Annotated in this window: 14 protein-coding genes; 7 read left to right on the top strand and 7 right to left on the bottom strand. The window is 74.6% G+C overall.

Annotation, left to right across the window (positions count from 1 at the left end):
* Nucleotides 1–99: 99 nt before the first annotated feature.
* Nucleotides 100–1,398 carry a PrsW family intramembrane metalloprotease gene (locus A0J59_RS07245; RefSeq protein ID WP_255365058.1) on the top strand — a complete coding sequence of 433 codons (1,299 nt, stop codon included), beginning with the start codon at nucleotides 100–102 and terminating at the stop codon, nucleotides 1,396–1,398.
* A 21-nt stretch (nucleotides 1,399–1,419) separates the two neighbouring features.
* Here the strand turns inward: A0J59_RS07245 and A0J59_RS07250 are convergent, their stop codons facing one another.
* The gene (locus tag A0J59_RS07250) at nucleotides 1,420–2,034 is read right to left on the bottom strand and encodes a helix-turn-helix domain-containing protein (protein WP_231581866.1); all 615 of its coding nucleotides are present in this window, start codon (nucleotides 2,032–2,034) and stop codon (nucleotides 1,420–1,422) included.
* Nucleotides 2,035–2,124: 90 nt separating this feature from the next.
* Between A0J59_RS07250 and A0J59_RS07255 the strand changes: the two genes are divergently transcribed.
* Nucleotides 2,125–3,408, top strand: a complete 1,284-nt coding sequence (locus A0J59_RS07255; RefSeq protein WP_047233638.1) for a benzoate/H(+) symporter BenE family transporter — start codon at nucleotides 2,125–2,127, stop codon at nucleotides 3,406–3,408.
* Between the two features lie 68 nt (nucleotides 3,409–3,476).
* Here A0J59_RS07255 and A0J59_RS07260 read toward each other — a convergent pair whose 3' ends face one another.
* Entirely contained in the window at nucleotides 3,477–5,822 is a 2,346-nt protein-coding gene (locus A0J59_RS07260; protein ID WP_064315696.1) for an LLM class flavin-dependent oxidoreductase, read from the bottom strand.
* Complete coding sequence (locus A0J59_RS07265) at nucleotides 5,819–6,784, bottom strand: LLM class flavin-dependent oxidoreductase (protein WP_064315697.1); 966 nt, start codon at nucleotides 6,782–6,784, stop codon at nucleotides 5,819–5,821. The genes A0J59_RS07260 and A0J59_RS07265 overlap by 4 nt, the downstream gene beginning before the upstream one ends.
* Nucleotides 6,785–6,875: 91 nt before the next feature.
* On the opposite strand from A0J59_RS07265, the gene A0J59_RS07270 reads away from it, so the two are divergent.
* Entirely contained in the window at nucleotides 6,876–7,454 is a 579-nt protein-coding gene (locus A0J59_RS07270; protein WP_082918820.1) for a MarR family winged helix-turn-helix transcriptional regulator, read from the top strand.
* Nucleotides 7,455–7,503: 49 nt separating this feature from the next.
* Here the strand turns inward: A0J59_RS07270 and A0J59_RS07275 are convergent, their stop codons facing one another.
* From A0J59_RS07275 to A0J59_RS07285, 3 genes are read right to left on the bottom strand one after another with little or no spacing between them, the layout of a single operon-like run.
* A complete protein-coding gene (locus A0J59_RS07275) occupies nucleotides 7,504–8,946 on the bottom strand; it encodes an MFS transporter (RefSeq protein WP_255365060.1) in 1,443 nt (480 codons plus the stop codon).
* Complete coding sequence (locus A0J59_RS07280) at nucleotides 8,943–9,893, bottom strand: polysaccharide deacetylase family protein (protein WP_255365062.1); 951 nt, start codon at nucleotides 9,891–9,893, stop codon at nucleotides 8,943–8,945. The genes A0J59_RS07275 and A0J59_RS07280 overlap by 4 nt, the downstream gene beginning before the upstream one ends.
* Nucleotides 9,890–11,101, bottom strand: coding sequence for an ROK family transcriptional regulator (locus A0J59_RS07285; protein ID WP_064315698.1), 1,212 nt, complete (start codon nucleotides 11,099–11,101; stop codon nucleotides 9,890–9,892). Before A0J59_RS07285 ends, A0J59_RS07280 begins: the two co-directional genes overlap by 4 nt.
* A 153-nt stretch (nucleotides 11,102–11,254) precedes the next feature.
* Between A0J59_RS07285 and A0J59_RS07290 the strand changes: the two genes are divergently transcribed.
* The 3 genes from A0J59_RS07290 to A0J59_RS07300 all read left to right on the top strand — a co-directional run bounded on the left by A0J59_RS07290 (nucleotide 11,255) and on the right by A0J59_RS07300 (nucleotide 13,896).
* Complete coding sequence (locus tag A0J59_RS07290) at nucleotides 11,255–11,836, top strand: 1-acyl-sn-glycerol-3-phosphate acyltransferase (protein WP_047233641.1); 582 nt, start codon at nucleotides 11,255–11,257, stop codon at nucleotides 11,834–11,836.
* 354 nt (nucleotides 11,837–12,190) lie between these two features.
* Complete coding sequence (locus tag A0J59_RS07295) at nucleotides 12,191–12,937, top strand: lytic polysaccharide monooxygenase (protein ID WP_053370625.1); 747 nt, start codon at nucleotides 12,191–12,193, stop codon at nucleotides 12,935–12,937.
* 230 nt (nucleotides 12,938–13,167) lie between these two features.
* Nucleotides 13,168–13,896 (top strand): lytic polysaccharide monooxygenase, encoded by a 729-nt coding sequence (locus A0J59_RS07300; protein ID WP_047233643.1) that lies wholly within the window; start codon nucleotides 13,168–13,170, stop codon nucleotides 13,894–13,896.
* A 365-nt stretch (nucleotides 13,897–14,261) separates the two neighbouring features.
* Here A0J59_RS07300 and A0J59_RS07305 read toward each other — a convergent pair whose 3' ends face one another.
* Nucleotides 14,262–14,642 (bottom strand): RNA-binding S4 domain-containing protein, encoded by a 381-nt coding sequence (locus A0J59_RS07305; RefSeq protein ID WP_047233644.1) that lies wholly within the window; start codon nucleotides 14,640–14,642, stop codon nucleotides 14,262–14,264.
* Between the two features lie 130 nt (nucleotides 14,643–14,772).
* On the opposite strand from A0J59_RS07305, the gene A0J59_RS07310 reads away from it, so the two are divergent.
* Nucleotides 14,773–15,042: a GlsB/YeaQ/YmgE family stress response membrane protein gene (locus A0J59_RS07310; RefSeq protein ID WP_053370624.1), complete on the top strand. Its 270-nt coding sequence runs from the start codon at nucleotides 14,773–14,775 to the stop codon at nucleotides 15,040–15,042.
* The last annotated feature ends 14 nt before the right edge of the window (nucleotides 15,043–15,056 follow it).

Consider the following 15,056-nt stretch of genomic DNA (forward strand, 5'->3'; position numbering starts at 1 on the left):
ATCCCCGGGTTCGGCGCGCCGTCCCCGTGACCCCGGATCGGCGGCGCGGGCGGTGGACGCCTTTTCCCCGCGGCGGTCGGGTGCGTAGCCTTACCGCCCGTGACCTACCCGCCGCACGGCCCCGCCGTCCCTCCGCCGCACCCGCAGCAGACGCCGGTGCCCCCGCACCCGCAGGGCCCGGCGGGCGCCGCGGTGCCGCTCGACCCGCGCGCGGTCCTGGAGGGTCGCCCGCCGGGCCGGGCGCGCGTCGGCGTCATCGTGACGATCGCGGTCGCGAGCCTGTGCCTGCTCGTCGGTCTCGTGCTCGCGGCGCTGTCCGGGGTCGGGACGTTCACGGTCGGCCTCCTGCTGGCGCTCGTGCCGCTCGGCATCTGGGTGCCGGTCGTGCTCGCGCTCGACCGTCTCGAGCCGGAGCCGCCGAGCGCGCTCGTCGTGGCGTTCCTGTGGGGCGCGGGCATCGCGACCCTCGTCGCGGGGATCCTCAACACGCTCGGGCTCGAGCTGCTCACCGCGCCGCTGTTCGGCGAGGAGGTGGGCTGGTACGTCGTCGCGTCGTTCGGGGCCCCGTTCGTCGAGGAGATCCTCAAGGGCGCGGTGCTGTTCGGGATGCTGTGGTTCCGTCGGCACGAGATCGACGGCTGGACCGACGGCGTCATCTACGCGGCGATGGTCGCGCTCGGGTTCGCGGCGGTCGAGAACGTCACCTACTTCATCATGGCCGCGCAGGACGGCACGCTCGGCCCGACGTTCGTGCTCCGCGCGCTCGTCACTCCCCTGCTGCACCCGCTGTGCACCGCGCTCACGGGGCTCGGCGTCGCGAGCGCGGCCACGAGCCCGCCGGGCCCGCGCCGCGTCCTCGCGCCGATCGGCGGCCTCGCGGCGGCGATCGCGCTCCACATGCTGTGGAACGCCTCGACCGGCTTCGGGACGCTCGCGCTCGGGGTCGCCTATCTCGCGGGGCTCGGCGTCCTGGTCACGCTGATCGTGCTGCTCGTCCGGGACCGGCGGCGCACGGTCGCGACGATCCAGCGACAGCTCGTCCCGTACGTCCCGACGGGCCTGGTCACGCCCGCGGACCTCACGATGCTCTCGACGCTCGCGTCCCGACGCCAGGCGCGGGACTGGGCTCGCCGCACGGGCGGCGCCGGCGCCGCCCACGCCATGCGCGACTACCAGCAGGCGGCGACGGAGCTCGCGCTGCTCCACGACCGCGTCGCGCGCGGCGCGGTCGAGACGTGGCGCGTCGAGGGGCAGCGCCGCGCGCTGCTCCAGCTCATGCTCACGGCGCGCCAGGCGTTCCTCGTCCGGACGCCGCAGCCGCCGCCCGCGCCGTGGTCGCCGGGCACGCCGTCCGGTTTCACGTCCGACGCCTGGGTTCCCGGGCAGGGCGCGCACTAGCCCGGTGGCCCCCGGCGACGCCTACCCGGCCCGGGGCGGCGTCCGGATGACGAGCACCGCGTCGACCGGGGCGCCGTCGAGCGCCCGGTAGGAGTGGTCCGCGTCGGAGACCCAGCGCAGCTCGTCGCCCTCCTCGACGACCGCCTCCGCGCCGTGACGACCGGCCCGCAGGCGGCCGCGCGTGATGAGGAGGTGCTCGACGACTCCCGGCCCGTGGGGCGGGGACGTCCGATCCGCGTGGGGCTCCAGGTGCAGGTGGTAGACCTCGACGGCCGTGCCGCCGGGCAGGTGGTGGGCGTCGAGCAGCCGCGCGGTGACGCCCTCGGACGACACCTCGGTGCCCGCCCGCTCGGCGAGCAGCGTCGCGAGCGGGACGCCGAGCGCCCCGGCCAGCGCGTAGAGGGTCGCGAGCGTCGGGTTGCGCGCACCGTGCTCGATCTCGGACAGCGAGCCCTTGCCGATGCCCGCCGCGGCGGCGAGCGCCGACAACGAGAGTCCGCGCTCGGCACGCAGCGCACGGAGCTGCGCGGCGACCGCCGCGAGCGTCCCGTCCCCGGGCCGTTCCGGCGCGCGCCCGGGCACTCCCCGGGCATTCCCGTCCGGCCGATCTTCCGCGCGCCCTGCCCCGTCGCTCACGGGCCGCAGCCTACCGGCGCGAGTATCGCGGGGCCTCTGGTAGCGTTCTGTGAACAGAACGCTCTCCCTTCGCCGCCCGCCAGGAGCAGCATGGACCCCGCCTCGGACCGCCTGCGCCCCGTCCTCGCCGGGGTCGTGACCGCCCTCGTCGGCTTCACGAGCTCGTTCGCCGTCGTGCTCGCGGGGCTGCGCGCCGTCGGCGCGACGCCCGACCAGGCCGCATCCGGGCTCCTGGCGCTCTGCGTCACGCAGGCCGTCGGCATCCTCTGGCTCACGACCCGGCACCGCACCCCGCTCACGCTCGCGTGGTCCACGCCCGGCGCCGCGCTGCTCGTGAGCACGGGCGCCGTCGCGGGCGGGTGGCCCGCCGCGGTCGGGGCGTTCTGCGTCGTCGGCGGGCTCGTGCTGCTCACCGCGCTCTGGCCGCGCCTCGGCGACCTCGTCGCCGCCATCCCCGCCCCGATCGCGCAGGCGATGCTCGCCGGCGTGCTCCTCACGCTGTGTCTCGCGCCCGTGCGCGCGGTCGTCGCGACACCGCTGCTCGTCGCGCCGGTGATCCTCACCTGGCTCGTGCTCCTGCGGGTCGCGCCGCGCTGGGCGGCGCCCGCCGCGCTCGCGGTGACGCTCGCGATCGTCGGGTACGAGGCCGTGCACGGCGGCACGCTCGCCTGGTCCGACGCCGTCCCGCGCCTCGACCTCACGGCGCCCACGCTCTCGTGGCAGGCCGTCGTCGGGCTCGCCGTCCCGCTCTACGTCGTGACGATGGCGTCGCAGAACGTGCCGGGTGTCGCCGTCATGGCGTCGTTCGGCTATCGCGTGCCGTGGCGCGAGGCGATGACCGTCACCGGGCTCGCGACCCTCGCCGGAGCGACCGCGGGCGGCCACACGATCAACCTCGCGGCGATCTCCGCCGCGCTGGCCGCGGGGCCGGAGGCGCACCCCGACCCCCGACGCCGCTGGCTCGCCGCCCACACCGCCGGGTGGGCGTACCTCGTGCTCGCCGTGGGGTCCGCGGGCCTCGCCGCGCTCGTCGCCGCCGCGCCCGCGGGGCTCGTCGAGGCGGCGGCGGGGCTCGCGCTCGTCGGCACGCTCGGCGCCGCCGTCGCGGGGGCCGTCGCCGAGCCGCGCGGGCGCGAGGCGGCCGTCGTGACGTTCCTCGTCGCCGCGAGCGGCGTCGTCGTGGCGGGCATCGCCGCCGCGTTCTGGGCGATCCTCGCGGGCCTGGCGGTCCACGCGGTCCTCTCCGTGCGCCGTCGGGCACCGGGCCCCACGAGCGAGACCGAGACCGAGACCGAGACCGAGACCGAGACCGCAGCCAAGACCGAGACCGAGACACCGGTCGACACCCCGCCGCACGAGGTAGAGGCCCGATAGCGAGGTAGAGACGTGGTCATGACCAGGGCTCTACCTCGCGCTACCTGGGCTCTACCTCGGCAGGGTTCCTACCTCGCGGGAGCCGGTGCCGCCTCGCGGGGCTCCCGGTCGAGCGGGTCCGGCCCGAGGACCGGGAGGTTGTCGCGGAAGACGTTCGTCGGGTCGACGCGGCGCTTGACCTCCCGCAGCCGGGACAACGTCGCGGGCGGGAACGCGTCGGCCACGCGCTCGGGGCGCAGGTCGGTGTCGAAGCTCAGGTACATGCCCTCGAACACGTCGGCGAGCGCGTCCCACCGGGCGTCGAGCCGCGAGCGGCTCGCTCCCATCGCCACCACGGAGAAGTTCGCCGAGCGGTGCCCGTACGCCGTCGCGTCCGCGGGGACGTCGGACGCCGCGCCGCCCGTCGAGCGGATCTGGAAGAAGTACGTGTCGCCGCTCGCGACGAGGCCGGCGAGCCGGGCCGACGCCTCGGGCGTGAGGTGCTCCAGCAGTCCGGACCGCGACACGGGCTCCCCCTGGCCGCCGTGCGGCCCGGGCGCGGGCGCGGAGACGACGGCGTCGTACGGCACGATCTGCGCCGTCGCCTGGGCGAGCAGCGGCGAGATCGCCGCGAACGGCTGGAGCCGGGCGAGGACGGTTTCGGGGTCGTCGGAGTCGACCATGGTCATGGACTGCGCGACGACCGGCTGGCCGGGGCGCGGGCGACCGACGATCAGGAAGCTCGTCGTGTCCCGCGGCGAGGCCTCGACCGTCGCGCCCCAGCGTCCGAGGAACCCGGCGAGGTCGGACGCGTCGTGCACCATCTGCGCGAACCCGACCGCGGACACCTCGTCCGCGACGAGCTCGAACGACGTCACGATCCCGACCTGCGACCCCGCACCCCGCACGGCCCAGAACAGGTCCGGGTTCTCCTCCGCGCTCGCGCGCACGACCGAGCCGTCCGCGAGCACGACCTCGACGGCGCGCACGTGGTCGATCGTCAGGCCGTGGGCGCGGCCGAGGAACCCGATGCCGCCCGCGGTCGCGAGCCCGCCCACGCCCACGCCGCCGTAGTCGCCCGACGTGATCGCCCACCCGCGCGGCGCGAGCGCCGCCGCGACCTCGCCCCAGCGCGCGCCAGGCCCGACGCGCACGAGGCGCGCGGCGTCGTCGAGCACCTCGACGGCGTCGAGCGCGCCGAGGTCGAGGACGATCCCGCCGTCGTTCGTCGAGCGTCCGCTGATCCCGTGGCCTCCGGAGCGGACGGAGAGCGGCACCGTGCGCGTCACCTGCTGGCCGCGCGCGAACGCGAGCGCCTCGACGACCTCCGCCGTGTCGCGGGGGCGGAGCACGAGCCCCGGCGAACCTCCGCGCAGGTAGTTCGAGCGCACGCCCGCGTACGCGGCGTCGCCCGGCTCGACCGCGCGCTCCGCGAGCGAGGCGGGGACGTCGTCGTACGCGATGCCTGGTCGGCGCGCGGCGCGGACCGCGAGCGGCACGACGCACGACGTGTCGGTGCCGCGCGCCGCGCGTCCGGCGGCGACGGCGTCGCGCAGCGCGGGCACGACCTCCTCGGCGAACCGGCGGGTCGTGCGCTCGTCGTCGGTCGCGAGGACCAGCGTCGAGACGCCCTCCTCCAGGAGGAGCGGCAGGAGCCGCTCGATCCAGGCCTCGGGCGGTCCGGCGAGGTCGGGCGCGCCGCCCAGCCCGCCACCGCCGTCGCCCGTCCCGAAGGCGCCGGACACGTTGAGCAGCCGGGTGATCTCGCGCGGGTCGCGCCCGACGGCGGTCGCGGCCTCGTCGATGCGCGCGTTGCCCGCGCGCAGCCCGTCCAGGCCGACGCGGCCCAGCGACGGAAGCCATCCGTCGGCCTTCTCGCCGACGAGGCGCAGCATGCGAGGGCCGAGCGCGCCCAGCCAGAGCGGGATGCGCCGCGTGGTCCCCGGCCCGGGCGTCGCGCCGTCGAGCCGGTGGTGACGGCCGGGGACGAAGAGCGCACCGTCGCCGTCCTCGCCCCAGATCGCCCGGATCACCTCGATCGCCTCGGCGAGCGCGTCGACGGACTCGCCCGGCGTCAGGCGGTCGACGCCCATCGAGACCATGGCGTCCCAGAACGCGCCCGCGCCCAGCGCGAGGTCGACGCGTCCGTCGGACAGCAGGTCGAGGCTCGCCGCGGCGCGCGCGAGCACGGCGGGCCGGCGCATCGGGACGTTGACGACGTCGGGCGCGACGTGGATGCGCTCCGTCGCGGACGCGACGTACGACAGCAGCGTCCACGTGTCGAGGAAGCGCGGCTGGTACGGGTGGTCCTGGAACGTCACGAGGTCGTAGCCGAGGTCCTCGGCGAGGCGCGCGAGCCCGACCGTCGCCTCCGGGTCCTGCGCCGACGGCGTGACGAACGTGCCGAACCGGAGCGGGTGGCCGTAGTCGGTCATGCGCGGGCCTCGCCGTCCGTCGTGGTGCCCGAGGCCGGACCGCCCGACGCCGGGCCGCCCGGCGCGGTGCCGCGCGCGGCCGCGACGAGCTCGCGCGCCGCGGGGGCGACCTCCTGACCGACGACGGCGAGCGTCGTCGGGTCGTCGCCCGCGACGATCCACGTCGACACGCCGTGCTCGAGCGTCACCTCGGCAACCTGCTCGGCCCACTGGCGCGGCGAGCCCTGGAGGAACCCTGCGCCACCGTCGGCGGTGAACCGGCCGCCGACGTTGAGCAGACGCCGCACCGCCCGCGGGTCCCGACCAGCGTCCTGGGCGGCGGCGTCGATCGTCGCGTTGCCCGTCGCCAGCGCCTCGAAGCTCTGGAGGTACGCGAGCGACGGGAGCCAGCCGTCGGCCTTCGCCCCGACGAGGCGCAGCATCCGAGGCTTGAGCGCGCCGACCCAGATCTCGACGTCGTGCGCGGGTGCGGGCCCGCGCTTGGCGCCGTCGACGTGGTGGCGTGCGCCGCCCGCGACGAGGCGGTCGCGCGTGGACGTGTCCCACAGGCCGCGGACGACGTCGATGCCCTCGGAGAGCGCGTCGACCGACTCCCCCGGGGTCAGGCGCTCGCCGCCCATCGCGACGATGGGGTCCCAGAACCCGCCCGCGCCGAGACCGAGCTCGACGCGCCCGCCCGAGAGCCGGTCGAGGCTCGCGACGGCCCGCGCGAGCACGGCCGGCGGGCGCAGCGGCAGGTTGAGCACGTTGCCCGCGATCCGGATGCGCTCGGTGCGCGCCGCGACCCAGGACATCAGGGTCCACGTGTCGAGGAAGGCCGCCTGGTAGGGGTGGTCCTGGAACGTGACGAGGTCCAGCCCCACCTCCTCGGAGAGCTGCGCGAGCGCGACCGCCTGGTGCGGCGCCGCGGCGGCGGGCGTGACGAAGGACCCGAAGCGCAGGTCGTGGCCGTAGTCGGGCATGGCTCCTCGCGATCTGAAGATACGTTGCTACGCAGAACATATCCGTAACAGATAGGTGGTGCAACCGCATTCCCGGCGGTAGGCTGGACGGATGAGCACGACCACGACGACCGCCGCTCCCACCGGCCCGGCCGAGCTCCCCGGCCGCCTCGAGGACCTCGGCTGGCACCTCGGCGTGCTGCTGCGCGCCTACCGCGCGACGGTCGAGCAGGCGCTCGACGACGTCCCCCACGGCACGCGCGGCTACCAGGTCCTCGTCACGGTGGCACAGGGCGACCACCCCACCCAGCTCGCGCTCGCCGAGCACCACGGCATCGACCGGACCGTCATGACCTACCTCGTCGACGACCTCGTCGCCGCGGGGCTCGTCGAGCGACAGCAGAACCCCGCCGACCGTCGCGCGCGCCGCGTCGTCGCGACGCCCGAGGGCCGCCGTCGCCTCGCCGGATGGGCCACCGCCGTGCACGACGCCGAGGAGCAGCTCCTGGGCATGCTGTCACCCGACGAGCGCAGCGCCTTCCGCACGCTCATGCGCCGCGTCGCGTGCGACCTGCGCGACGTCGACGCCACCACCGACCCCTGCACCGTCGCCGAGCACACCCTCGCGGGCGCGACGTCGCCCCGGAAGAACCCCGTTCGACCGGAGGAGAACCCCGGTCCGCCGAGGTAGAACCGTGGTTCTCCGCGATACCAGAGCTCTACCTCGCGGGACCAGAGGTCTACCTCGGCAGGGGGTCCGCCGCGGTCGGTGAGGCGTCGGCCTCCGTGAGGGCGGCGTCGGTGTCGCCGGGGTCGCGGCCGCGGAGGGGGTAGAGCCAGAAGCAGACGAACGCGAGCGCGGCGAGGACCACGGGGACGCCGCCGAGGAGGAGGCGCACGCCCGTCGCGACGCTGTCCGGCTGCACGACGTCGCCCGCACCCTCGACGTACCCGCTCGCCGAGAGCACACCGGCGACGAGCACGGCCTGCACGATGACCGACCCGCGCACGACGAACCCGTTGGCGCCGAAGTACATGCCCTCGCGGCGCAGGCCGGTGCGGCGCTCGTCGTCGTCGATGACCTGCGCGAGCGCGACCTCGAGCACCTGCATGAGGCCCGCGACGCCCACGCCCACGGCGAGCCCCGCGAGCGCGGCGCCCAGGACGGTGGACGGGACGAGGTAGAGGCACGTCGCGAGGCCGTACACCGCGACGACCCACAGCATGGCCGAGCGCGGGCCGATCTTCCGCACGACCCACGACCATCCGACGATCGACGGGATCGCGGCGACGAAGATCGGTGCGAGGAGGAACGTCGCGTCGGCCTCGGCGCCGCCGAGCGTGTAGCGCACGTAGAACGGGATCGCGGCGAGCACGATGGCGGTCGTGCTCTGGAGCAGGAGCGACCCGAGCACGTAGGTGACGAACGCGCGGTTGGCGAACGTGTACCGGAGCTGGTCCCCCAGCCCGACGGCGGCCTCGCGCTCGCGCACCGTCGCGACGTCGACGGGGCGCTCGACCATGCCGGCGAGGGACCACACGAAGAACGCGAGGCTCACGACGGCGAGCAGCAACGCCATCCAGGTCCACCCGAGCGTGCCGTACAGGAGCGGCGCGCCGGCGGTGCCGAGGATCATCCCGACGAGCCCGAAGATCTGGCGCGGCGTGTTGCCGCGGGCTCGCTCCGCCGTCGTCCGGAAGATCTCGGGGAAGAGCGCCGAGATGTTGAGCGCGACGACGACGTACGCGACGTCGAACAGGGCCACGACGACGAGGAACCACACGACGAGACCGGTCGGCCCCACGGCGGGAGGGGTCCACACGAGCGCGAACGCGACGACGAGCGGGACGATGCCCAGCACGATCCACGGGACGCGCCGGCCCCAGCGCGTGCGACGGCGGTCGGAGACCGCGCCGACGAGCGGGTTGAGCAGGGCGTTGAGGATGCCGTGCGCGATCATCGCCCCCGCGACCCAGCCGGCGCGCACGCCGAGGTGGTCGACGTAGAAGTAGACGACGAACGCGGAGAACGTCTGCATGAGCAGGTTCGACGGGAACGCGGACGCGCCGTAGGCGACCGTCTGCGCGCGCGAGGGCGTGCCGACGAGCCGGCGGTCCCGGACACGAGCGAGCAGCCCCCCGCCCGTGGTCGTCGCGCCCGGCGTCCCGTGCGGGGCGCTCACCGCTCGCCCCGCTGCACCGCGCGCAGGTCCCGCCAGCCGACGCGGACGATCCCTTCCTCGGCGATCACGGCCGCCACGGCCGGGTCGGCGAGCAGCCGACGCTCGAAGCCGCGCTTCGCGACGCCGTAGTCGGCGACGTCGCCGAGCTCGTCGTCGTCGAGCATCGGGTGGAGGAAGATCTCGGTCACGCCGGACGGGACGCGGCGCAGCAGGTCGAGGAAGTCGGCCCGGACGTCCTCGTAGTCCTCCTCCTCGACCGTCCCGGCGCCGTCGAGCTCGAACGGGTGGGTCCAGAGCCGGTCGACCACGACGACGCCGAGCGCGTCCGCGGCGGCCGTCGCCTCGTCGAGCAGCGGCTGGAAGTCGCCGGGGGGCAGCACCATCCCGTCGGTCGTCCGGGGCAGCCGGAACGGCAGACGGTACCGGGCGGCGAGCTCGAAGACCTGCGGCAGGAACGACCGCCCTGTCTCGAGCCCGTAGACGGAGCCCATGTGGTTGTCGAGGTGCGAGACGTCGACGCCGGCCGCGAGCGCCGCGTCGAGCTGCGCCGTGAGCTCGGCGACGACGTCCTCGACACGCGCCCGGCGCTCGACGGACAGGACGTCGCGCGGGAAGTAGCCCGCGTCGTCGACCAGGGACGTGCCCGTCCCGGTGAGCGGCCGCCAGCGGTACCGCGTCCACTCGCTCGTCAGCACGAGGTGCACACCGACGTCGACGGGGTGCGCGGCCGCGAAGGCGAGCGCGTCCGGGGCCCACCCGCACGGGACCATGACCGTCGCGGAGTCGATGTGCCCGGCGCGGAGGAGCTCGGAGACCGCGCGGTTGGCGGCGCGGCACATGCCGTAGTCGTCGGCGTTGAGGATGATGGCGCGCGCGTCGGCGGCGAGGCCGAGCCGAGAGACCAGGTCCGACGGCGGCGCTCCCCCACCCGGTGCGGCGGCGGTCACGACGCCGCCTCCTCGCGCTCGTCGGCGGCGTCACCCTCGCCCGACGCGGGGTGGGCGGCGGCAGAACGGAACACCTCGTCGCGCAGCGCGTCGCTGGCCGAGCGTGCGGCACCCACCACGACGGCGTCGCACGTGAGCTCCGACGGCACGACCTGGATGGGGAGCACGGCGATCTTCTCCGCGAGGAACCGCTTCACCCGGTCCGCGATCGGCGCGCGCGCCGCCTGGTTCGTGAGGACGAACAGCTCCGGCTCGACGACGAGCGCGACCGACGCCGCGACGACCCCGATGCGCTCGGCGACCTCGTCGAGCGCGTCGTTCGAGGCGCCGTCACCGTGCTCGGCGCGGTCGACGACCTCCTTGACCGTCACGTCGTCGGGCAGGCCGTGCTCCTTCGCGAGCACGGCGAGCGACGACGCACCCAGCGCCTCGGAACCCAGCGCCCGGGCGGGGTGCGGCAGGAACGAGACCTCGCCCGCACCGCCCGCGAACCCGCGGTGGAGCTTCCCGTCGAGCACCAGCCCCGCGCCGAACCCGTCGCCGAGTCCGAGCACCGCGAACGAGCGCACGCCCGCGGCGACCCCGTCGCGCTGCTCGGCGAGCGCCGCGAGGTTGAGGTCGTTCTCGAGCGACACCGGGCAGCCCAGCGAGTCCTCGAGCGCCTCGACCAGGTCGGTCCCGCCCTTCTCGTAGCCGGGCACGCGGCGGATGGTCCGCTGGTCCGCCCCGACGATCAGCGGGACCGCCGCGACGGCGCGCGTCACCTCGACCGCGGTGCCCTCGGGAAGGCGGGCGGCGACGTCGTTCACGCACGCACGGGCGAGCTCCGCGGCCGCACGCGCGCGGGCCGTCGTCGTCGGCTTGACGTCCCGACGCTCCGCGCGGGCGCGGATCGCGCCCGTGACGTCGACGAGCGCGACCCGCACCCGGTCGCGCGCGACGTCGATCCCCAGGCCGAACGCGTAGTCGGGGTCCACGCGGTACAGCGTCGCGGCCGGCCCCCGCCGGTCGCGGTCGAGCCCGGCCTCCGTGACGACGCCCGTCGCCTCGAGCGCGCGCAGCGTCTGCGCGACGGTCGTCTTGGACAGCCCGGTCGCCGAGACGACGTCGGGGCGGGCGACCTGCGCGCCCGTGCCGAGCACGTCGAGCACGGCGCGCGCGTTGAGGGTGCGCAGGAGGGCGGGTGTACCGGCGGGAGTGGTGTCCATCTGGTCTCCGTCGAGCAGTGGGTGGGTCGAGCCGACATGTCCGGGCCGTGCAGGTAGGGCGGGAAGTTCCCTACCCGCCCGGAGACTAGCCGGGCTCCCTGTGGTTGTCGACGGCAACCGGTCTCCCCGTGGACGGCCCTGTACCGTGGCGTCGTGATCCGCCGAGCCCTCGCCCGCGCCTACTGGGCGACCAGCCGGTGGTCCCTGCGTTCCGAGCCGTACGACACCGGCCGCCCGACGCTCCTCGTCGGCGCCCCCCACACGTCGAACTGGGACTTCGTCCTCATGCTCGCCATCGCCTGGAGCACGGGGATCCACGTGCGCTGGCTCGGCAAGCACACGCTGTTCGCCGGCCCGGCCGGGCCGCTCATGCGCGCGCTCGGCGGCATCCCCGTCGACCGGCGCGACCCGAGCCGGGTCGTGGCCGACGTCGTCGCGCGCCTCCAGGCCGGCGAGGTGTTCTCGCTCGTCGTGACGCCCGAGGGCACGCGCGGCGCGGGGTCGTACTGGAAGTCGGGCTTCTACCGGATCGCGCGCGAGGCGCACCTGCCGGTGACCCTCGGGTACGTCGACCGCACCACCATGACGACCGGCCTCGGCCCGACGATCGAGCTCTCGGGCGACGTGCGCGCCGACATGGACGTCGTGCGCGCCTTCTACGCCGACAAGTCCGGCCTCCGCCCAGCCCTGCGCACCGAGCCGCGCCTGCGCGAGGAGGACGCGGCCGCCGCCTGACCCACCGAACGCTGCGTCCGCGGTCGACGGATGCGTCCCCGAACGCATCGGTCGACCGCAGACGCATCTCTCGACCCGGGCTCGGCGTCGGAGCGTCCCCGGGGCTACGTGGTCCCCACATGGTTTCACCCGCCCAGGCGCCCGACCGGGCACGTCGGCGGGAGCACGCTCGACCGCGCAGGCGCACGATCCCGGCGAATCGACCCGCCGGGTACGGGACTTCCCGTACCCGGCAGCGGTCGTGCGTAGTCGTTGAGCGGACGTCGTCCGGCTGCCTACGGTCCACCCCGTCACGGCCGACGGTGCGGGCTCCGCACGGTGTCGGCCCTCCTCGACACAGGAAGCGAGTCCCCCATGAAGCGACTTCGCGCGGCGCTCCTCGCCGCCGTCGTGGGCGCGACCGCGATCATCGCCCCGATCGCGATCGCCCCCAGCGCCTCGGCGCACGGCTGGATCACCTCTCCGGCCTCCCGGCAGGACCACTGCGCGAAGGGCACCACGTCCTTCGACTGCGGGTCCATCAAGTACGAGCCGCAGTCCGTCGAGGCCCCCAAGGGCTCGATGAAGTGCTCCGGCGGCAGCGGCTACGCGATCCTCGACGACGCGAGCAAGCCGTGGCCGCGCACGACCACCGGCCGCGACGTGACGTTCCAGTGGAACCTCACCGCGAACCACGCGACGAGCGTGTGGGAGTACTTCGTGGACGGCCAGCTCTTCGCGACGTTCGACGGCGGCGGCGTCCAGCCGCCCAAGGACATCTCGCACACCCTGAAGGGCCTGCCGCTCGGCAACCACACGATCCTCGCTCGCTGGAACGTGTCGAACACGGTGAACGCGTTCTACAACTGCGTCGACCTGACCGTCACGGCCGACGGCACCAACCCCGGCGGCGGGGAGAACCCCGGCGGCGGCGAGGGTGAGAACCCCGGTGGTGGCCAGCCGGGCACCTGCACCGACCCGGCGTGGTCGTCGACCTCCGTCTACACGGGCGGCGCGAAGATCTCGCACGCCGGCAACATCTACGAGGCGAAGTGGTGGACGCAGAACAACGTCCCCGGCTCCGAGGCATGGGGTCCGTGGAAGCTGATCGGCGCCTGCTGACCCGCTGAACCCCGCGACGGCGGGTGTCCTCGTCCGTACGGGCGAGGGCACCCGCCGTCGTGCGTGCCGGGGGTGGAAGGCGCGCCGGGTACGCGGAAGCACGTACGGGCTTTGCCCAATTGTCCGCACTCCTCACGTTTCGTAGCGTCGAAAGTGCCCGATCCGAGAGCGGCCCGCGACGAAGCGCGCCGCAGGACCCATGCACCACCGGATGGAGAGCGAGACAACTCATGCGAAGACTGAGAGCGGTACTCCTGGCGGCCGTCGTCGGCGCGGTCGCGATCATCGCCCCCGTGGCGATCGCCCCCAGCGCGAGCGCGCACGGCTGGATCACGTCCCCGCCGAGCCGGCAGGACCACTGCGCGAAGGGCACCACGTCCTTCGACTGCGGAGGCATCAAGTACGAGCCGCAGTCCGTCGAGGCCCCCAAGGGCTCGATGAAGTGTTCCGGCGGCAGCGGGTTCAGCATCCTCGACGACACGAGCAAGCCGTGGCCGCGCACGCAGACCGGCACGTCGGTGACGTTCCAGTGGAACCTCACCGCGGCGCACAACACGAGCACGTGGGAGTACTTCGTCGACGGCGTGCTGTTCAAGACGTTCAACCAGGGCGGCGCCCAGCCTCCGAGCAACATCTCCCACACGCTGACCGGCCTGCCCGAGGGCAACCACACGATCCTCGCGCGCTGGAACGTCTCGAACACGGTGAACGCGTTCTACAACTGCGTGGACCTGAAGATCGGCGCCGGCGGCACCGACCCGGGCGACCCGGACCCCGAGCCCACCGACCCGGAGCCCGGCAACTGCACGGCGCCGGCGTGGACCGCAGGAGGGGTGTACCTCGGCGGCGCGAACGTCTCGCACGACGGCCGCAACTACCAGGCCAAGTGGTGGACGACGGGCGAGAACCCCGCCCAGAGCGGCCAGTGGGGCGTCTGGAAGGACCTCGGCGCCTGCTGACCTGACCCACCGAACGCTGCGTCAGCGGCCGACGGATGCGTCCGGGGACGCATCCGTCGGCCGCTGACGCATCTCTCGCTCCCGGCTCGGTTCGGCCCACCTCCGGTCGTCTGCGCCGACCACAGGACCGCTCTGTCCACAGGGCGTCCGCATCGCCACGGCGGCGCTGCCATCGTTCCGCTCGTGCGCAGCGAGCAGCAGGTCGCCGACCGCGTCCGGCGGATGGTCCCCGCCCTGAGGACGGTGCCCCAGGTCGCGCGCCCCGGTCTGCACTGAGGGCGACAGTCGAGTGCTGCGTCTGCGTTCGAGCGCTGCGTCCGTGAACGCATCGTTCGAGCGCAGACGCAGCACTCGGTGTACCGGGGTCAGCCGCGGCCGCGGAGGCGGTCGAGGTCGCGGCGCTCCCGCTTCGTCGGGCGGCCGGCGCCGCGCTCGCGGACGGCGACGCGCACGGCGAGCTCCCGGGGCGGCGGGGGTGGGCTCTGGTCGATCACGGCCTGCGCGGCGAGCGGCGCGGAGACGCGCTTCACCAGCACCTTCTCGACGACGAGGATCCGTTCGGCGGGGCCGCCGCGCACGACGACGCGGTCGCCGACCTTGACGCCCGTCGCCGGCTTCGCACGCTCTCCGTTGACCCGCACGTGCCCGGCCTTGACCGCCGCGGTCGCCTGCGAGCGGCTCTTGAACACCCGGACGGCCCACAGCCAGCTGTCGACACGCGCGCTCGTCGCCTCGGTCGTCGCCATCCTCCGAGCCTAACGACCACGGGGAGGGCGCCCGGCGTGCGAACCGCCTCGCGCCGTGCCACCGTGAAGTCAGGCATACGGGGTAGTTGCCCGCTATGACTGTTTCGTCCCCCAGAGAACGGAGACAGGGATGAGCTTCATCGGATGGATCCTCATCGGCCTCATCATGGGCGCGATCGCACGCGCCATCCTGCCGGGCAAGGCAGCAGGGGGCTGGATCGTCACGCTGATCGTGGGTGTGCTGGGTGCCCTCCTCGGCGGATGGATCGGTGGCGCGCTGTTCGGCGCGGACGCCAACGACGAGTTCTTCTCGCTCACCACCTGGTTCTGGGCCTTCGTCGGCTCGCTGCTCGTGCTGCTCATCTGGGGCGCGATCGCCCGTCGCTCGGCGCACAAGTAGGGCACCGACGACCG

Origin of the sequence: Cellulosimicrobium sp. I38E (assembly GCF_001647255.1) — a bacterium.
GTDB classification, from domain to species: Bacteria; Actinomycetota; Actinomycetes; order Actinomycetales; family Cellulomonadaceae; genus Cellulosimicrobium; species Cellulosimicrobium cellulans_E.